General features: G+C 71.2%; 12 protein-coding genes. 9 read left to right on the forward strand and 3 right to left on the reverse strand.

Going from position 1 to position 17649, the window contains the following annotated elements; genetic code table 11:
- The first annotated feature begins 19 nt into the window (after positions 1-19).
- From AB3M81_RS03115 to AB3M81_RS03140, 6 genes are read left to right on the forward strand one after another with little or no spacing between them, the layout of a single operon-like run.
- A complete protein-coding gene (locus tag AB3M81_RS03115) occupies positions 20-694 on the forward strand; it encodes a CpaB family protein (RefSeq protein WP_412902436.1) in 675 nt (224 codons plus the stop codon).
- Positions 691-1896 carry a CpaE/TadZ family protein gene (locus AB3M81_RS03120; RefSeq protein WP_412902437.1) on the forward strand — a complete coding sequence of 402 codons (1206 nt, stop codon included), beginning with the start codon at positions 691-693 and terminating at the stop codon, positions 1894-1896. The genes AB3M81_RS03115 and AB3M81_RS03120 overlap by 4 nt, the downstream gene beginning before the upstream one ends.
- Positions 1893-3254, forward strand: a complete 1362-nt coding sequence (locus AB3M81_RS03125; RefSeq protein ID WP_412902438.1) for a TadA family conjugal transfer-associated ATPase — start codon at positions 1893-1895, stop codon at positions 3252-3254. The genes AB3M81_RS03120 and AB3M81_RS03125 overlap by 4 nt, the downstream gene beginning before the upstream one ends.
- A complete protein-coding gene (locus AB3M81_RS03130; protein WP_412902439.1) occupies positions 3251-4189 on the forward strand; it encodes a type II secretion system F family protein in 939 nt (312 codons plus the stop codon). Before AB3M81_RS03125 ends, AB3M81_RS03130 begins: the two co-directional genes overlap by 4 nt.
- Entirely contained in the window at positions 4189-5073 is an 885-nt protein-coding gene (locus tag AB3M81_RS03135; RefSeq protein ID WP_412902440.1) for a type II secretion system F family protein, read from the forward strand. The genes AB3M81_RS03130 and AB3M81_RS03135 overlap by 1 nt, the downstream gene beginning before the upstream one ends.
- Before the next feature lie 54 nt (positions 5074-5127).
- On the forward strand, positions 5128-7929 hold the full coding sequence (locus AB3M81_RS03140; RefSeq protein ID WP_412902441.1) for a hypothetical protein: 2802 nt from the start codon (positions 5128-5130) through the stop codon (positions 7927-7929).
- A gap of 57 nt (positions 7930-7986) precedes the next feature.
- On the opposite strand, the gene AB3M81_RS03145 is transcribed toward AB3M81_RS03140, so the two are convergent.
- Positions 7987-8589: a vitamin K epoxide reductase family protein gene (locus AB3M81_RS03145; protein ID WP_412902442.1), complete on the reverse strand. Its 603-nt coding sequence runs from the start codon at positions 8587-8589 to the stop codon at positions 7987-7989.
- A 121-nt stretch (positions 8590-8710) separates the two neighbouring features.
- On the opposite strand from AB3M81_RS03145, the gene AB3M81_RS03150 reads away from it, so the two are divergent.
- Both AB3M81_RS03150 and AB3M81_RS03155 read left to right on the forward strand, forming a co-directional pair.
- The gene (locus AB3M81_RS03150; RefSeq protein ID WP_412902443.1) at positions 8711-10183 is read left to right on the forward strand and encodes a flavin-containing monooxygenase; all 1473 of its coding nucleotides are present in this window, start codon (positions 8711-8713) and stop codon (positions 10181-10183) included.
- A 46-nt stretch (positions 10184-10229) separates the two neighbouring features.
- A complete protein-coding gene (locus AB3M81_RS03155) occupies positions 10230-11255 on the forward strand; it encodes an NAD(P)/FAD-dependent oxidoreductase (RefSeq protein WP_412902444.1) in 1026 nt (341 codons plus the stop codon).
- A 12-nt stretch (positions 11256-11267) separates the two neighbouring features.
- Here AB3M81_RS03155 and AB3M81_RS03160 read toward each other — a convergent pair whose 3' ends face one another.
- Positions 11268-12077, reverse strand: a complete 810-nt coding sequence (locus tag AB3M81_RS03160; RefSeq protein WP_412902445.1) for a DNA-formamidopyrimidine glycosylase family protein — start codon at positions 12075-12077, stop codon at positions 11268-11270.
- A complete protein-coding gene (locus AB3M81_RS03165; protein WP_412902446.1) occupies positions 12070-16578 on the reverse strand; it encodes an ATP-dependent helicase in 4509 nt (1502 codons plus the stop codon). The genes AB3M81_RS03160 and AB3M81_RS03165 overlap by 8 nt, the downstream gene beginning before the upstream one ends.
- Before the next feature lie 10 nt (positions 16579-16588).
- On the opposite strand from AB3M81_RS03165, the gene AB3M81_RS03170 reads away from it, so the two are divergent.
- The gene (locus AB3M81_RS03170) at positions 16589-17641 is read left to right on the forward strand and encodes a DUF3048 domain-containing protein (RefSeq protein ID WP_412902447.1); all 1053 of its coding nucleotides are present in this window, start codon (positions 16589-16591) and stop codon (positions 17639-17641) included.
- Positions 17642-17649: the final 8 nt, after the last annotated feature.

Genomic DNA, 17649 nt, shown 5'->3' on the forward strand with positions numbered 1-17649 from the left:
ACCTGGAGGAATCGATCTCATGAACTCTCGCGTCATCGCCGCCATCGCCGCCGCCGTGCTGGCGATCATCGGCATCGGTGCCGTCGTCGCGTACGCGGTGGGTGCCCGTAACGCGGCGTACGACGGTGCCGAGATGGTCAAGGTGTGGCGCGTCGCGACCGACATCGACGCGAACTCCGACTCCGCGACGGTCAAGGACAACGTCGAGCAGGTGAGCATCCCCAACGCCGCCGTCGCCAAGAACACGATCCGCGATCTCAAGGAGATCGACGGCCTCAAGACGGTCGTCAAGCTCATCGCGGGCGAGCAGCTGATCAAGGACCGCTTCGACAAGGAGGGGGCCAAGGCCGCCGCCGACGTCACCGTGCCCGCCGGGCTGCAGGAGGTGGCCGTCCTCGTCGACGCCGCCGCCGGCGTCTCCGAGCGCGTCGACAACGGCGTGAAGGTCGGTGTCATCGGACTCGTGGAGGACGGCGACAACAAGCGTGGCCGGATGTTCGCGCAGAACATCCTGGTCACCGACGTCGAGAAGAAGGAGGACGGCACGATGGTCGTCACCCTCGCGGTCAACACCCAACAGGCGACCCAGATCGCCACCGCAGCCCAGTTCGGCCAGGTCCGGCTCGCCGTACAGAACGACGAGACGTCCCGTGATGGTGCGTCCAGCATCGAAGCGGGGTCTCTCGTCAAGTGAGCATCATCGTCGTCATCACCGAGGCCAGCCCCTTCGCGGGCCGCCTCCGGCGCGTCGCGGACCGTCAGGTCGTCGGCCTCCGGCCGACCTTCACCGAGCATGCCCTCAGCTCCATGCTCGCGAACATGCGCGCGATCGACCTCGTCGTGATCGGCGAGGACGTGGATGACGACCAGGCGCTCGACCTCGCCGACATCGTCCACGACCACCAGGGCGGCGTGCCCGTCGTCCTCGTGCGCGAGTCGCCCGAGCCGCTGTCGACCGAGCAGCGCCAGTGCGGCGTCGTCGAGGCCGTCTCGGCGATCGCGTCCGACCTGGAGATCGAGCGGCTGCTGGGCCGTCACGTCTCGGGCACGTCGGCGCCGGCCGCCGTCGCGCCGTCGTCGACCGCCGCGGTCGTGCCGCAGGCGCCCGTCCGGCCCGTCGATCCCGAGGAGCACCGCGTCGTCGTGGTGATGTCGCCCAAGGGCGGCGTCGGCAAGACCACGATCAGCACGAACCTCGCCATCACGCTCTCGCGCCGCGCGCCGCTCGACGCCGTCATCGTCGACTTCGACTCCCAGTTCGGCGACGTCGGCAGCGTGCTGAACATCAACGCCCAGCACACCCTCGAGGACGCCTTCACCCAGAACGGCGTCCACCCGCCGCTGGTCGTGAAGGGCCTGCTGAACGCGTTCGACGAGAAGCTGCTCGTCCTGGCCGCGTCCGAGTCGCCCGCCGCGCTGGAGAAGATCACCCCCGTCCAGGAGAGCGACCTGCTGCGCCAGCTCTCCAAGGAGTACTCGTACGTCGTCATCGACACCGGCTCCGGCCTGACCGACGAGACGATGGCGGCCCTCGAGGTCGCCACCGACGTGATCCTCGTGACCACGATGGACGTCTCCAGCGTCAAGGCGCTGCGCCGGGCCGTCGACCTGCTCGACCGCATCGACCTGCTGCCGCGCAACCGCCACCTGGTCGTGAACATGACCGAGTCGGGCACGGGCTTGGAGCTGCACGACATCTCCCAGGCCATGCGCATGCCGGTGGACGTGTCGATCGCCCGCTCGGTCGACATCGCGCTCTCGGTCAACACCGGCAAGCCGCTGGCCCAGGCCAAGCGGTCGGCCGAGCTGTCCGGCGCCGTCGACTCGCTGGTCGCCAAGCTGCGCGGCGAGGGCCAGTCCCGTCGCCGCAGCGGACTGTTCAGGAGGGACGAATGAGCATCACCGACCGGCTCCTGGCCGCCGAGAAGCAGACCGAGGTCGGCAGCCGCCCCACGACCGTGCTGCAGCGCTCCGCCGTCCTCGACGACCTCAAGAAGCGCTCCGTCGAGTCGCTCTTCCGCCGCATCGGCTCGCGCATCAACGACGCCTCGCTGACCGACCTGCAGCTGCGCGACTTCGTCCGCTCCGAGCTCGAGCTGATCCTGCAGGAGGAGCACGTCCAGCTGGGCGCCTCCGAGCGCGCCGCGCTGACCCGCGAGATCGAGGACGACGCGCTCGGCCTCGGCCCGATCCAGCGCCTGCTCGACGATGACGACGTCAGCGAGATCATGGTCAACCACCCGAGCCAGATCTTCGTCGAGCGCAAGGGCAAGCTGACCCTGGCCGACGAGACCTTCAGCTCCGAGGACCAGCTGCGCCGCGTCATCGAGCGCATCGTCGGCAAGGTCGGTCGTCGCATCGACGAGTCGTCGCCGCTCGTGGACGCCCGCCTCGCCGACGGGTCGCGTGTCAACGCCGTCATCCCGCCGCTGGCCGTCCGCGGCTCCTCGCTGACGATCCGCAAGTTCGCCAAGAAGGCGCTCAGTATCCAGGACCTGATCAACTACGGCTCGCTCAGCCCCGAGCTGGCCGAGCTGCTCGAGCTGTGCGTCCGCGGCCGCCTCAACATCCTCGTCTCCGGCGGCACCGGCACCGGCAAGACGACGCTGCTCAACGTGCTCTCGTCGTTCATCCCCGAGGACGAGCGCATCGTCACGATCGAGGACGCGATCGAGCTCAAGCTGCAGCAGGCGCACGTCGTGCAGCTGGAGGCGCGCCCGGCGAACATCGAGGGCCGCGGCGAGGTCACGATCCGCGACCTGGTCAAGAACTCCCTGCGCATGCGCCCCGACCGCGTCGTCATCGGCGAGTGCCGGTCGGGCGAGGCGCTCGACATGCTGCAGGCCATGAACACGGGCCACGACGGCTCGATCTCGACCCTGCACGCCAACTCCCCGCGCGACTGCATCGCGCGTCTGGAGACCCTCGTGCTCATGGCCGGCATGGACCTGCCCCTGCGCGCCATCCGTGAGCAGATCGGCTCGGCCGTCGACCTCATCGTCCAGATCACCCGCCTGCGCGACGGCTCGCGCCGCATCACGCACGTCACCGAGCTGCGCGGCATCGAGAACGACGAGCCGGTCCTGAACGACCTGTACCGCTTCGACTTCGGCGCCGGCTACGACGAGGACGGCCACCCGCGCGGCACCGTCCAGGCGGTGGGCGACGGCGCCACGATGATCGACCTGCTGGAGGAGCGCGGCGTCAAGGTGCCGCCCCACCTGCTGGCCTCGCGATCCGGGGGAGCCCGATGAACATGCTCGTCCTGGGCTCCGTCGCGATCCTCGTGGCCGTCGCCCTGTTCGCCTACTTCCTGCTCGAGCCCGAGCTGGCGGACCTGCGGTCCGAGCAGATGAAGGCCGAGACGGCCGCGACCGAGGCCACGCGGGGCACGGCGCAGACCCCGATCTACGACCTCATCGACCGCGTCCTTCGCACGCTCGGCATCCGCCCCTTCGAGGAGGAGGAGCTCGAGCTCGCGGGCATCACGTCGAGCGTCACGTCCGTCGTCGCCACGACGCTGCTCATCGCCTTCGTCGCGTTCGGCGGCACGCTGGCCCTGACGGGCTCGTTCTTCTTCGCCGTGATCGTCATGCTGGTCGCACCGCTCAGCGTGAAGATGTACGTCGGCCTCAAGACCAGCCGGCGCCGCGCCAAGTTCAACCAGCAGATGGCCGAGACCATGACGCTGCTGAGCTCGGCGCTGAAGTCGGGCATGAACGTCCCCAACGCCCTCGGCAGCGTCGCCGCCGAGATGGACGCCCCGATGGGGGAGGAGATCGCGCGCATCGTCAACGAGACGCGCCTGGGCCGCGACCTCATCGACGGCATGAAGGACACCGCCGCCCGCATGGAGAGCGACGACTTCCTGTGGGTCACGGAGGCCGTGGCGATCCAGCGCGAGTCGGGCGGTCGCCTGAGCGAGATCCTCGACCGCGTCACCGACACGATCTCGCAGCGCAACGAGCTGCGCCAGAAGGTCGAGTCGCTCGCGGCCGAGGGCAAGGCCTCCGCCGTCATCCTCATGGGCCTGCCCGTGGGCGTCGGCGTGCTGTTCCTGGTCATCAACCCCGACTACATGGCGCCGCTGTTCACGACGGGCGCCGGCAAGATCTGCATGATCATCAGCCTGGTGTTCTACGTGCTGGGCGGCCTGTGGCTGCGGTCGATCACGAAGGTGAAGCTGTGATGCTGCTCATCGGAATCATCGCGATCTTCGGCGCCCTGGCCTGCCTGTTCAAGGCGCTCGGGATCTTCGGCCGCAGCGAGTCCGCGGCCGCCGCCCGCCTGCGCGAGCTGACCGAGTCCGAGGTCGTCGTCGCCGGCTCGGCCAAGCAGTCGCAGCAGGACGACCGCTCCGCGCTGGGGTTCCGTCTCACGCCCGCCTCGATGATCGCCAAGGCCGAGCGCAACTACATGCTCGCGGGCCGGCCCGACGGCACGAGCGTCGCCAAGATCCTGCTGCAGAAGGTCATCTTCGGCATCGCCGGGCTCGGCCTGGGCTGGATGACGTTCAACAGCCAGGGCGGCCTCATCGGCCTCATCTTCCTCGTCGGTGCGCCGGTGCTGGGGTACCTCGCGCCGGACATCATCCTCAACGGCAAGGCCGTGCGCCGCCAGGAGGAGATCCAGTACGCGCTGCCGGACCTTCTCGACCAGATCACGATCTCGATCGAGTCCGGCACGAGCTTCGAGAACGCGCTCGCCCGGTCGGGCCAGACTGGCTCGGGGCCGCTCGCGGACGAGATCGTCCGCACCGTCCAGGACATCAGCCTGGGCCTGCCGCGACGCGAGGCCTACGAGGCGCTCGTGGCGCGCACCGACGTCGACGAGCTGCGCAAGTTCGTCCGCTCGATCCTGCAGGGCGAGGAGTTCGGCGTGCCGGTCTCCGAGATCGTGCGCGACCAGGCGAACGACATGCGCACCACCCGTCGTCTGCGCGCCGAGGGCGTCGCCAACCAGATCCCGGTCAAGATGCTGCTGCCCCTGATGGGCACGATCCTGCCGGTCCTGTTCATCATCGTCATCGGTCCGGCCATCATCGCGGCCATCGGGCAGTTCAAGGGAGCGTGACCGGCGCGGGCTCGCTGCCGTTGCGTCGTTCTCGGACATCAGAGGGGAATCTCCGTGAAGCACCACTACCTCAGGCCCGTGCTGGCCACGGCACTGGCCGGCGGCCTGCTCGGCCTCGTCGCGCCGACGGCCAGTGCCGACGTCACCGACGTCGACCTGCAGGGCAACGTATCCGAGGCGCTGGACCTGCCTGCGGGCGTCACCGTCGCCAAGGGCGGCACGGCACCGGACCAGATGATCGGCACCTCGACCCGCCGGTTCAACGACTTCCCGCGCCGGGGCAGCTCGTCCTACGCGGTCATGTCGACGGGCAAGGCGAACGACCTGTTCAACATGGACCTGCCGGGCCTGCAAGCCAGCACGAGCCACGGCGGCGCGCGCGACACGGCGAGCCTGACGTTCACGGTCGACCCGTCGGTGAGCGGGTCATGCCTCCTCGTGGACGTCGCGATGGCCACCGAGGAGCGCGTGCACACGTTCCTGCCCTCAGCGCCGTCGGACAACGCGTCGCTGACCCTGAACGGCTCGTCGAAGCAGTACGCGATGAACCCGGGCCCGCGCTACTTCGAGCAGCAGAACCTCGCGGCGAAGCCGGTCGGCTTCGAGGTCAACAAGATCGACTACTGGCACCAGATCGACGAGGAGTTCGAGCGCCAGCCCGACGACGCGGACGCCCCGATGCTGGCGGCCGTGACGCCGTTCGACAACTTCACCTCGGTCGAGACGATGGAGGTGCCGCTCACCGACAACCCTGACGGTGAGACCGACGTCGTGACGCTCGCCCTGTCCGACGCGAACAACGACTCGTTGGACTCGGCCCTCATGGTCGATCGCGTGCGCATCGCGCCGGTGTGCTCGGGCTCGGCGAGCGCCGAGACGGGCCTGTACCCGACGCGCGCCTTCACGATCGTGGGTCACCGCGGGATGCACAACATCCTGACCGTCGACCTGTTCCCCGAGACCGACGAGATCGAGCGGTACGACGCGGCCGACAACAGCTGGTTCCCGAACGGCGAGGTCGACCTGCGGTTCCGCTGGTATCGCGGCGCGTGCACGCAAATGCCCAATGCGGCCACCGCCATCCCTGACGCGGACCGGCAGTCGTACTCGCCCACGGTCGAGGACGAGGGCAAGTGCCTCATGGTGCTCGTCACCGGCGTGAAGGACGGGTACCGCACCGAGACGTTCCCGAGCCCGAACAACTGGTCACAGGCCCTGACCCTGCCGATCCAGAAGGGTGTGTTCACCAGCGAGCTCGCCCCGACGATCACCAAGACCGGGGACCCCGACGTCATCAAGGTCAACGACAGCCTGACCGCGACCAACGGCGTCTTCACGCCCCGGCCGGACACGTTCGAGTACCAGTGGTACGCCGACGACCGACCCATCAGTGGCGAGACCGCACAGACGTTCAGGGTCACGTCGGACCAGGCGGGCAAGAAGCTCGCCGTGCGGGTCACGGCCCAGCGCCTCAACTTCGACGCCCTGCCGAAGTTCAGCCCCGAGACGAGCGCGGTCCAGCTCCTCGAGCTGACGGCCACGCCGACACCGCGGGTCACGGGCACGGGGCGCGCGAACGAGATCCTCACCGGAGTCCCCGGAACGTGGGGTCCGGATCCGGTCGCGCTGAGCTACCAGTGGTACGCCGACGGTGCGCCGATCACGGGGGCGACGAAGGTGACGTACACGCCGACCGCGTCGCAGGTGAACCGCCAGGTCCGGTTGGCCGTCACGGGCACGCGCGCCGGCTACCGGTCGGTGACGCAGCAGAGCGACCCGATCCTGGTGACGCTGCAGAGCTTCAACGCCCCACGGCCGACCATCGGCGGCACCCCGTTGGCCGGCAACCAGGTCCAGGCGATCACGGGCACGTGGAGCCCGACGCCCACGACCTTCGTGTACCAGTGGCTGCTCGACGGCGAGCCGATCTCGGGCGCCACGCGCTCTCTCTACACGCTCACCTCCGCGCAGGCGGGACGCGAGCTCACGGTCGAGGTGACCGGAAAGGCCACCGGGTACACCGACACGACGCGGGTGAGCGACCCGGTCGTCGTCGGGCTCAAGGACTTCACGGTCAGCGGCGACCCGACGATCATCGGTGACGGCCTCGTGGGATCGTCCCTGAGCGTCGACCGCGGCGTGTGGGATCCCATGCCGGGCTTCAGCTACAAGTGGTACGCCGACGGCAATGAGATCCTGGGTGCGACGCGCTCCACGTTCACGCCGTCGGATGCCGAGCGCGGCAAGAGCGTCTCGGTCAAGGTCACCGGCTCGCTGACCAACTACCGGACGCAGGAGCGGATGAGTGCGCCGATCGACATCGACATCCGCCGGTTCATCGCCGGACGGCCCTCGATCACGGGGTCGCTCAAGGTCGGCCAGCGGGTCAACGCTGCACCGGGCAGCTGGCTGCCGTCGGCGTCCTACACGTACCAGTGGAAGCTCAACGGCGTGCTGCTGAGCCGCTACAGCTATCTCACGATCCCGGCCTCGGCCGCGGGCAAGCGCCTCACGCTCGAGGTGACCGGCAAGAAGAGCATGTACCTGACGCAGACGGTGTCGACGACGAGCGCGATCATCGCCAGGGGAACGCTCACGGCGACCACGCCACGCATCACCGGCACCCTGAAGGCCGGCAGGACGCTGCGGGTCAGTGGCTCGTGGCGACCGAGCCCGGTCACGCTGCGGTACCAGTGGTACCTCGGAACGAAGGCGATCCGCGGCGCGACCAAGTCCTCGTACAAGGTCCCGAAGAAGTACCGCAACAAGAAGATCCGCGTGCGGGTGATCGGCTACAAGTCCGGCTACACGACGCTCTCGCGGTACTCCTCGTACAAGCGGATCTCGAAGAGGTAGTCAGACGCGAAGGGGCCCGGCTGGATCACCAGCCGGGCCCCTCCGTCGTTCCGGCCGTCAGGCCCAGAGGCTCTCGCCGAACTGGAACCAGATCGTGGCGACGACGGCGATGATCCACAGCGCGGAGATCAGCACGGTCCAGTTCCTGAGGAATCGGCTGCCGGTGAAGCGCGCGGTCACCACGACGAACATCGGGATCATCATGGCCCACACGACCATGCACCAGGGGCAGAGCTTGCCGATCTCGAAGATGGCCTGGTACTGCAGCCACGTCACGAAGCCGATGCCGAAGATCACGCCGGCCTGCAGGCCGCCCCACATCCAGCGAGGGAGCGAGACGCCCGTGGCCAGCACCACGCCGAGCGTCAGCACGACGGAGAACGCGACGACGCCGATGAACGTGTTGGGGAAGCCGAACGCCTCGGACTGGTCGGACGTCACGACGCTGCTGCAGCTGACGAAGGCCGAGAGGTCGCAGCCGAGCGGCTCGGCGGTGCCCTCGATCTGACCCTTGAGCAGGGCGATCTTGTCGTAGGTCAGCGTGAGCGACGCCCACAGGGCGATGGCGCTGGTGACGATCAGGAAGGCGCCCAGGCCCCGGTCGGAGCGGGGCTCGTCCTCGAGCGGGGCCGGCGGCGTGTCGGCGGCGACTGCGGTCATGCGCAAAATCCTAGTCCGGTGGTGGTCTACGCCCTGAGTGAAGCAGGCCCGTCCCAAAGCAGTGACGTGAGCCACAGGTCCTGTTAATGTGACATTACCAATGTCACATAGGAGTGTGAGCATGAGCGACCACGTCGACGTCCTCATCGTCGGTGCCGGCCTGTCCGGCATCGGTGCCGCGTACCGACTCCAGGAGCGCGCCCCCGGGCGGACCTACACGATCCTCGAGCAGCGCGACGCGATCGGCGGCACGTGGGACCTGTTCCGGTACCCGGGCGTGCGCTCGGACTCGGACATGTACACGCTGGCGTACCCGTTCGAGCCGTGGACGCATCCTGCGTCGATCGCGGACGGGGCGGACATCCGGCAGTACCTCGTCGACACGGCGGCCAAGCACGGGATCGGCGAGAGGATCCGGTTCGGCCGCCGCGTGGACTCGGCGGAGTGGTCGAGCCAGGACGCGACGTGGACCGTCACGAGCACCCTCGCGGACGGCTCGACCGAGGTCGTCACGGCCTCGTTCCTGTACCTGTGCAGCGGCTACTACTCCTACGAGGAGGGCTACACGCCCGACTTCCCGGGCCTGGAGTCGTTCGAGGGCGAGGTCGTCCACCCGCAGTTCTGGCCCGAGGGCCTCGACCACGCCGGCAAGGAGGTGGTGGTGATCGGCTCGGGCGCCACCGCGATCACCCTGCTGCCGTCGCTCGCGCGCGAGGCCGCGAAGGTCACGATGCTGCAGCGCACGCCGACCTACGTGCTGAGCCAGCCCGCCACCGACCCGCTCGCGATCGCCGCGCGCAAGGTGCTGCCGAACCAGCTGGTCCACGACGTGTCGCGGCTGGGCCACGCGGTGGCGACCGTCGCGTTCTACCTGTTCTGCCGGGCGTTCCCGAAGGCGGCCCGGCGCATCCTGCTGGGCCTGAGCGGCAAGGCGATGCCCAACGTGGACCGGGCCACGATCACGCCGCCGTACAAGCCGTGGGACCAGCGCCTGTGCGTCGTGCCCGGCGGCGACCTCTACGAGTCGGTGCGGTCCGGCCGGTCCGAGATCGTCACCGACCGGATCGCCTCGTTCACCCCGACCGGGATCTCGCTCGTCTCGGGCCGCCACCTCGACGCCGACGTCGTCGTCACGGCCACGGGCCTCAAGCTCGTCGCCCTGGGCCAGATCGACCTCACGATCGACGGGACCAAGGTCGATCCGCACGAGCTCTACACGTACAAGGGCCAGATGTTCAGCGGCGTGCCCAACCTGGCGTGGTGCGTGGGCTACACCAACGCGTCGTGGACGCTGCGCGCCGACCTGACGTGGAAGTACGTCGCGGAGTACCTCAACCACCTCGAGCGGCAGGGGTACGCGTACGGCATGCCCGACCCCCGCGCGGACTTCGGCGAGGACTCGCGCATCCTCGACCTCGAGGCGGGCTACATCGCGCGCGCCGATGACCTGCTGCCGCGGTCCGGCGGCAAGCACCCGTGGAAGATCCGGCAGAACTGGTTCCTCGACGCGTGGGACGCCAGGCACACCGACATCGACGAGGACATGATCTGGGTGCGCCGCGCGGACCTGCCGGCCCGGTCCGGAGGGGCCTGACCTCGTTCAGCCGTGACACCTGAGGTTTCCGGGGCATGATGGGTCGATGGACGTCATCGTCATCGGCGGCGGGATCTCGGGAGTCGCCCTCGCGTACGAGCTGGCCGCCGACCGCGAGGTCCTGGTCCTGGAGGGGGAGCGGTCCCTCGCGGTGCACACGACGGGCCGCTCGGCCGCGACGTGGATCGGCAGCTACGGCCCGCCGATCGTGCGCGAGTTCACGACCGCGAGCCGCGAGTTCCTGATCGACCCGCCGTTCGACGTCGACGGCCCGGTGGCCGCGCCGATGTCGTGCCTGTGGGTCGGCGTGAACGGGCGCGACGACGACGTGCGCCGGCTCGCCGACGAGACGCAGGCCCAGCTGGTCGACGGGGCGGAGGCCGAGCGGCTGTGCCCCGTGCTCCGGCCGGGCGAGGTCCGGATCGCGGCGTGGGACGAGACGGCGCTCGACCTCGACGTCATGGGCCTGCACCACGCCTACACGCGGGCGTTCCGGGCTCGCGGCGGGCAGGTCGTCACGTCCGCGCGGGTCGCGTCGGCGCTGCGCGAGGGCACGGAGTGGGTGCTGACCACGACCGACGGCGCGACGTACCGCGCCGACGTCGTCGTCAACGCGGCGGGCGCGTGGGGCGACGTCGTGGGAGCGATGTTCGGTGCCGAGCGGCTGCGCCTCGAGCCGCGCCGCCGCACGATCTTCCAGTCGCCGACCAAGGCCTCCCTCGAGGGGGTGCCGTTCACGGCCGGCATCGACGACGGCTTCTACTTCAAGGCCGAGGGCGCCTCGGTGCTGTGCTCGCCGCAGGACGCGACGCTGCACGAGCCCGGCGACCCCAAGCCCGACGAGCTCGAGATCGCGCGCGCCATCGAGGCGGTCAACGAGGTCACGACCCTCGGCCTGCGCAGCGTCAGCACCGCCTGGGCCGGCCTGCGCACCTTCGCTCCCGACGGCAACCCGGTGGCCCGCTGGGACGCCAAGGCCGACGGCTACTTCTGGTACGTCGGCCAGGCCGGGTACGGCATCCAGATGGCCCCCGCCCTCGCCCAGTACGCCGCGGCTCTCCTGCACACCTGAGGCCCCGCGCCGCTACCGATCGCGCCCGCCGAACGCGGGTTGGCAGGTGGGGCACCAGTAGACGCGGCGCTCCTGGGTGGGGGTGCGTCCGAGGGAGATCTCGCGGATCGTGGTGCCGCAGCGGCGGCAGGGGCGGTGCTCGCGGCCGAAGACCCACGTCATCTGGCCGGGGCGCGTGGTGCCGGTGAAGGTGCGCTCGACGCGGTCGCGGTTGGCACGGATCAGCTTCACGCCGCGGTCGAGGATCGGCCCGAGCGGGGCGTCGCCGGCGGGCGTGCGCGGATCGAGCCGGGCGAGGTAGCACAGCTCGTTGGCGTACTCGTTGCCGAAGCCGGCGACCTTGCGCTGGTCGAGCAGGGCGACGAAGACCGGCACGTCGGGCTCGTTCCCGAGGTTCGCCAGGGCGAGGTCGCGGTCGAAGTCCGGGTCCAGCGGATCGGGACCGAGGTGGCCCACGGCGGTGTCCTCGGCCGCGAGGGGCAGCACCTCGACGATCCCGAGATCGAAGCCGACGGCGATCCACTCGTCCGTGCGCAGGATCGCGCGGATCGTGTGTGCGGGGCGGCGGATCCTCCCGCGGCGCATCGTCTCGGGCCTGTAGAGGTGCCAGGAGCCCTCCATCCTCAGGTGCGAGTGGACGGAGTGGCTCTCGGTGCGCACGAGCAGGTGCTTGCCGCGGCTGACGACCTCCTGCACCGTCTCGCCGGCGAGCTCGACCGTGGCGAACTTCGGGACGCGGAACTCCGTGGAGGTCAGGACGCGGCCGGCGAGGGCCTCGTGCAGGTGGTGCGCCGAGCGCCAGACGGTGTCGCCCTCAGGCATCGAGGCGCAGTCCCTTCAGGTGGGCCTCGAACCCGGCGGCGGCGAGCGCCTCGCCGAGCGGCGTCGAGGCGACCGGCTCGCCGTCGGCGGTCTGGACGGTGAGGCGGCCCAGCCGGCCGCGCCGCACGGTGGCGACCAGCGACTCGGCCGCGGCGGCGAGCGCGCGCGGGTCGTCCGTGAACGTCAGGGCGGACTTGCCGCCCCGCTCGAGGTACACGACGGCGCGACCGTCGTGGATGACGACGAGGGAGCCCGCCTTGCGGGCTGGACGGTGGCCGTCAGAGGCGCGGTCCGGCCAGCCGAGCGCCGCGCCGAACGGGTTGGCCGGATCGGTGGCCGCGAGCGTGACGGCCGGGGTGTCCGCGGGCTCGTCCTCGTCGCGCACGAAGGAGCGCAGCCGGTCGACGACGCCCTGGCCCGCGAACTGCGCCGCGCCGAGCGAGTCGACGAAGTACCCGCGCAGCGCGGAGCCGGTCTGCTCCATCTCGCGCAGCACGCGGTAGGTCGCGGCGAAGCCTCCCGGGGTCTGCTCGGCCTGGACCGAGCCGCGCGTGACGACGCCGTACCGGTTGAGCAGGACCTCGGCGCGCGCGACGTGCTCGGCGGTGGTCTCGGCGCCGTCACCGACGGCGAACCAGCGTCCGGAGACGATCGGCGGGACGACGGGCCGCGGCGATCGCATCCGGCTGGTCATCCGCGCACGCGGCGCCTGCCGCTTGGTGCGGTGCGCGCCGCCGCCGGAGACCAGGCTGCGGACCGGTGCGAACGTGTCGTTGCTGACGTGACCGGCCCAGACCAGGTCCCACAGCGCCTCGACGAGGCCCTCGCGGTCGTCGGCCTCCACTCGCGAGGACAGCTCGGAGAACAGCCAGGCACCCGAGTCGCTCAGCAGCTCGAGCAGGCGCTGGTGGGCGGCCTCGGTGGGGGCCTCGCCGGCGGGCCAGGGCATGTCGCCGGGCAGCAGCCGGATCCAGCCGTCGCGGCCCGGCAGGCTGCCGGCGCCCGTCCACGTGACCTCGCCCGCGGCGGTCAGCTCGTCGAGCATGCCGGGGGAGTAGTCGGTGACTCGCGCGGGCAGCACGAGCGACTCCCACGCGCTGGCCGGCAGGGCGGCGCCGGCGAGCTGCTCGACGACCGTGAGGACGCCGTCGGCACCACGCAGGCGCGAGCCGACGTTCTGCCAGGCGGGCAGGAACCGCGCGAAGGCGGCGGGATCGACGGGCTCGACCTGCTTGCGCGCCGCGGCCAGCGACCGGTTGCGCAGGCGGCGCAGCACCTCGGCGTCGACCCACTCGGTGTCGCCGGACGCGACCGGCAGGAACTCGCCCTTCGTGACCCGCCCCGACTCGGACAGCCGCTGGAGGGCGTCGCGCACGACGGCGGCACCGAGCGCGAGCCGGGACGCGACCTGCTCGGTGGTGAACGGTCCGTGGGTGCGCGCGAACCGGGCGACGAGGTCGCCGAGGGGGTCGTTGCCGGCGGCCAGGTGGGCCTCGGCGATGCCCAGCGGCAGCGCGGTGCCGAGCGCCTCGCGCAACCGGCCGGCGTCCTCGATCGCCGCCCAGCGGGCCTCGCCACCGACTTGGACCTCGATCGCGCGCCGGGCCTCGCGCAGCTCGGCGAGCCACGGGCCGACCTCGTGCCGCGAGTCCTCGCGCGTGCGCTCGGCGACCTCGCCGAGCGTGAGCGGGCCGACGAGGCGCAGCAGGTCGGCGACGCCCTCGATGTCCTTGGCGTGCCGCTCGGGGACGAGCCGCTGCAGCTCGAGCTCGGTCTGGGTGACGACCTCGGGGTCGAGCAGCTCGCGCAGGTCCGCCCGGCCGAGCAGCTGCCCCAGCAGCTCGGGGTCGAGGGTCAGCGCGGCGGCCCGGCGCTCGGCCAGTGGCAGGTCGCCGTCGTAGAGGAACGCGCCCACGTACCCGAACAGCAGCCGCTGCGAGAAGGGCGAGGCCGACTCGGTGCCCACCTCCACGAGGGCGACCTCGCGCGAGCGGAGGCGGCGCGCGAGCGTCACGAGCGCCGGCAGGTCGTAGACGTCCTGCAGGACCTCGCGCGCCGTCTCCAACAGGATCGGGAACTCGGGGTACTTGCGGGCGACGTCGAGCAGCATCGCGGCGCGGCGACGCTGCTGCCACAGGGGAGCGCGCGCGCCGGGATTGCGCCGCGGCAGCAGCAGGGCGCGCGCGGCGCACTCGCGGAACCGCGCGGCGAACAGGGCGGAGCCGCCCACCAGCTCGGTGACCTCGGCCTCGAGGTCGTCCGGGTCGAGGTCGAACAGGTCGCCGCCGGGCGGCTCGCCCGTGACGTCGGGAACGCGCGCGACGATGCCGTCGTCGGAGGCCACCACGGCGCCGTCGACCCCGTACCGCTGCTCGATCCGCCGGCCGACGACGAGCGCCCACGGCGCGTGCACGGCCCGCCCGTACGGCGACAGCAGGACGAGTCGCCAGTCGCCGACCTCGTCGCGGAACCGCTCGACGACGAGCGTGGTGTCGGTGGGCAGGTGACGCGTGGCCTCGCGCTGCTCGGAGATCAGCGCGGCCAGGTTGCCCACGGCATTCGGGTCGAGGCCGACCTCCTCGACGCGGGCCCGCTGCTTGCCCGGGGACAGCCCGCTCAGCTCGCGCAGGAACGCGCCCATCGCCTCGCCCAGCTCGTACGGACGGCCCACGGCGTCGCCGCGCCAGAACGGCAGCCGGGCGGGCTGGCCGAAGGCCGGGACCACGATGACGCGGTCGGCGGTGATCTCGAGGATGCGCCAGCTAGTGGCGCCGAGCGCGATGACGTCGTTGATGCGCGACTCGTAGACCATCTCCTCGTCGAGCTCGCCGACGCGGCGGCCGGCGGTGCCCTCCTCGCCGGCCAGGACGACCGAGAACATGCCGCGGTCGGGGATCGTGCCGCCGCTGGTGACCGCCAGCCGCTGGGCGCCGGGACGCCCGGTGAGCGTGCCGGCCTGGCGGTCCCAGACGGCGCGGGGCCGCAGCTCGGCGAACTCGTCGGACGGGTACCGGCCCGCGATGAGGTCGAGCGTGGCCTCGTAGGCCGAGTGGGGGAGCGTGGCGAACGGGGCCGAGCGGCGGACGGTGTCGAACCACGCCTCGACGTCGATCGGCTCGAGCGCGCACGCCGCGACGGTCTGCTGGGCCAGGACGTCGAGCGGGTTGGCGGGCACGGCGAGCCGCTCGATGCGGCCCTGCGTCATCCGCTCGACCGTGACGGTGGTGGACAGCAGGTCGTGGCGGCCCGTGGGGAAGACGAGTCCGCGCGAGACCTCGCCGACCTGGTGCCCGGCGCGGCCGACGCGCTGCAGGCCCGAGGCGACCGACGGCGGCGCGGACACCTGGATGACGAGGTCGACCGCGCCCATGTCGATGCCGAGCTCGAGGCTGGACGTGGCCACGACGCACCGGAGCCGCCCGGACTTGAGGTCGTCCTCGATCAGCGCGCGCTGCTCCTTGCTGACCGAGCCGTGGTGCGCCCGCGCCAGCACCGGCTCGGCGCCGAGCGAGATGTTGGACCCGCCGCCGAGGTGCGCCGGCTGGCGGGTGGACGGCTCGGGCCGGTAGCCCGTCTCCCGCTCGACCCAGACCTCGTTGAGCCGCTGCGTCAGGCGCTCGGCGACGCCGCGGCTGTTGGCGAACACGATCGTGGTGCGCGCCTTCTGGATCGCGTCGACGATCGCCTCCTCGACGTGCGGCCAGATCGTGCCGCCGGCCTCCTGCGGCTCGTCGACCGAGCGGGCGGAGCTGCCCTCGCGGGGCCCCTCGTGGCGCGGCGGCATCTCGGTGAGGTCCTCCACCGGGACCCGCACCGAGAGCTCGAGCCGGGACGGCGAGGCGGGCGCCACGACCTCGACCGGCGCGCGGCCGCCGAGGAAGCGGGCGACCTCGTCGTGCGGGCTGACGGTGGCGGACAGGCCGATGCGCTGGGCGGGCGTCTCGAGCAGGTCGTCGAGCCGCTCGAGCGAGACGGCCAGGTGGGCGCCGCGCTTGGTGCCCGCGACGGCGTGGACCTCGTCGACGATGACGGTGTGGACGTCGCGCAGCATGTCGCGCGCGGCCGACGTGAGCACGAGGAACAGGGACTCGGGCGTGGTGATCAGCACGTCCGGCGGGTGCGACTGGAGGCGACGGCGCTCGGACGGGGGAGTGTCGCCGGTGCGCACGCCGACCGTCACGGGCGCCAGCTCCTCGCCCAGGCGCGCGGCGACGCCCGAGATGCCCACGAGCGGCGAGCGCAGGTTGCGCTCGACGTCGACCGCGAGGGCCTTCAGCGGCGAGACGTAGAGCACCGAGGTCCCGGCGCCCTCGCGAGGCTCGCGGTGCAGCAGCCCGTCGATCGCGGACAGGAACGCGGCGAGCGTCTTGCCCGAGCCGGTGGGCGCCACGACGAGCGTGTGGCGGCCGCGCTCGATCGCCTCCCACGCGCCGGTCTGGGCCGGGGTGGGCTCGGTGAACGACTCACGGAACCACGTCCTCGTGGCCTCGCCGAAACCCATGGGATACATCGTGGCATCGACCTCCGACACCGGCGCGCCGGTCGAGAGGCCCCACCACCCCTCCGGCATGCTGGACGCCATGAAGTTGCGGATGTTGTCGCTGACCTGTGCCCTCCTGCTGACCGTGGGCGCGTGCTCCGACGAGGAGAAGAAGGAGGCCGCCCCGAAGGAGCCGGGCCGGACGACGGCCGCCCAGGTCACCGCGATCAACCCGCTCACCGGCGCCACGCTGGAGCAGGCGCCGAAGAACCCCGTCTTCGTCGTCAAGATCGACAACACGCCCGCGTCCGCCCCGCAGACCGCCGTCGACCGCGCCGACCTCGTCGTCGAGCAGACCGTCGAGGGCGGCATCACCCGCCTCGCCGCGCTGTACTACTCGCGCCTGCCGAAGGACGTCGGCCACGTGCGCTCGATGCGTGCCACCGACATCGGCATCGCCAAGCCCGTGCGCGGCCAGATCGTCGCCTCCGGCGGCGCGGGCCGCACGATCAAGCGCATCAAGGACGCCGGCCTGAAGATCCACTCGCAGGACGCCGGCTCGAAGGGCCTCTCGCGCGACGACGGCTACGCGCCGTACAACGTGGTCGTCGACCTCGCCACGCTCAACCAGGACGCGAAGAACGCCGGTCCGGACCGCCCGTACTTCCAGTGGGCCGCTGCGGGCGCGGCCGCGCCGAAGGGCCCGGCGGTGACCTCGGCCAGCGTGACGTTCTCGCGCTCGCACACCACGAACTGGAAGTTCGACGGGAAGGCGTGGAAGCGCACCAACGGCACGAGCGCCCGCGAGTTCGGGGCGCGGAACCTCGTCGTGCTGTGGGCGGACGAGAAGGACGCCGGCTACACCGACCCGGCCGGCAACCCCGTCCCCGAGACTGTGTTCGCCGGGAAGGGCAAGGCCGTCGTCATGGTGGGCGGCACGCGCGTCAACGCCACGTGGAGCAAGGCGAACAACGCCTCCACCGTGGTCCTGCGCACCGCCGACGGCCAGGTGCTGAAGCTGCCCCGCGGCAAGACCTGGATCGAGCTGGTCAACAAGGGCCAGGGAGCCGTCAGCGCGAAGTGAGCCTGCGC

The sequence above is a fragment of the Aeromicrobium jepli genome, assembly GCF_047246605.1.
In the GTDB taxonomy this organism is placed as follows: Bacteria; Actinomycetota; Actinomycetes; order Propionibacteriales; family Nocardioidaceae; genus Aeromicrobium.